Source organism: Sphingobacterium sp. HSC-15S19 (assembly GCF_050433745.1).
GTDB classification, from domain to species: Bacteria; Bacteroidota; Bacteroidia; order Sphingobacteriales; family Sphingobacteriaceae; genus Sphingobacterium; species Sphingobacterium siyangense.
This window is the reverse complement of the sequence record NZ_JBNPWQ010000103.1, coordinates 1-1,261: the sequence shown is the minus strand read 5'-3', so window position 1 is coordinate 1,261 and position 1,261 is coordinate 1. Positions and strand designations below refer to the sequence as shown.

The 1,261-nt window shown below is 31.9% G+C and carries 2 protein-coding genes; one reads left to right on the top strand and one right to left on the bottom strand.

Going from position 1 to position 1,261, the window contains the following annotated elements; translation table 11 throughout:
* Nucleotides 1-228 precede the first annotated feature (228 nt).
* Nucleotides 229-855 carry a master DNA invertase Mpi family serine-type recombinase gene (locus L1283_RS28500; RefSeq protein ID WP_429626820.1) on the bottom strand — a complete coding sequence of 209 codons (627 nt, stop codon included), beginning with the start codon at nucleotides 853-855 and terminating at the stop codon, nucleotides 229-231.
* A gap of 84 nt (nucleotides 856-939) precedes the next feature.
* On the opposite strand from L1283_RS28500, the gene L1283_RS28495 reads away from it, so the two are divergent.
* On the top strand, nucleotides 940-1,173 hold the full coding sequence (locus L1283_RS28495) for a hypothetical protein (protein ID WP_429626819.1): 234 nt from the start codon (nucleotides 940-942) through the stop codon (nucleotides 1,171-1,173).
* Nucleotides 1,174-1,261: the final 88 nt, after the last annotated feature.

The window sequence follows — 1,261 nt, the reverse complement described above, 5'->3', positions numbered from 1 at the left end:
ATGAAAGGGAATATTTTTGACAACCTAGTATATCGGATGATCTGCCATAAACCAGAACAATATAATATGATTATTGCTTAAAGGAATAGGTCAATAAGTATATTAATTGAACTGGAATTAAGTTTTTCAGATACTATTTGAGTGATACTATTATCCTTAAATAGTATCACTTCTATAGTTTTTATTATGTCTCAATAATATTTATTGGCGCAAATATTTGGTGTCAAATTAATTTTTAACAAAGAGTCTGCTGTTTATGATCTCTGGGTGACCTTTTACAAAATTGCTTACTGTAAGCCTGTGAACTCCTAGTATCCTCCCTATAGCTGAATACGAAACATGTTTGTTGAGTAAATCCTGAATCTTTTTCTCTTGACCAGTTAGCTTCATTTTACTGTTTTTACGTCCAACAGGTCTTCCTAATATGACTCCCTCCGCTTTTTTTCTCGCTAATGCCTCTTTAGTTCTCTGTGAGATTAAATTACGCTCAATTTCTGCGGATAAACCAAATGCAAAAGCCAAGACCTTAGAACTGATATCACTTCCCAATCTATAATTATCCTTAATGGTCCAAACACGTATGTCTCTATTCATACATTCGTTTAGTACTCCCATTATCATAAGTAGATTCCTTCCCAATCTAGATAATTCAGAACAAATTAGAATGTCTCCTTTTTTCATTCGCTTTAATAGTCGGCCTAACTTACGTTCGTCAACATTTTTTGCACCTGATATTGTTTCCTCTATCCATTTGCTGATCATAACTTCATTTTTATGACAGAATTCGTTTATCTCGAATCTTTGATTTTCTACTGTCTGTTTGTCTGTACTTACTCTGATATAACCGTAAATCATAATGAAACTGCTTAAATATATTATACAATAATCGTTTAATTTATACGTATTCCGCTTAAAATAAAAATGGACATATTTTAAACCATGAAAAGGAGCATATTTTTTAGACAAAATCAAATAATTTCAAACTTTGAAACTTCAGATAGCTGGGTTGTTTTATCTGAAATAGAAAAAAGTATTAAGTGCAAAGTAGAAAGAGCGGGTGTGCCATTGAAAGATTGGGATATTCAAATAAATTATGGAATAAAGACTGGTTATAATGAAGCGTTTATTATTGATGGAAGTAAAAAGAAAGAACTAATTGATGAGGATCTGTAATCGGTAAATCAGAATACACAACTTTTGGCAATTTAGAGTGCAGCAAAAATGGCACTAACGGTGCAGCATTTTTGGCAATAAGGAATGC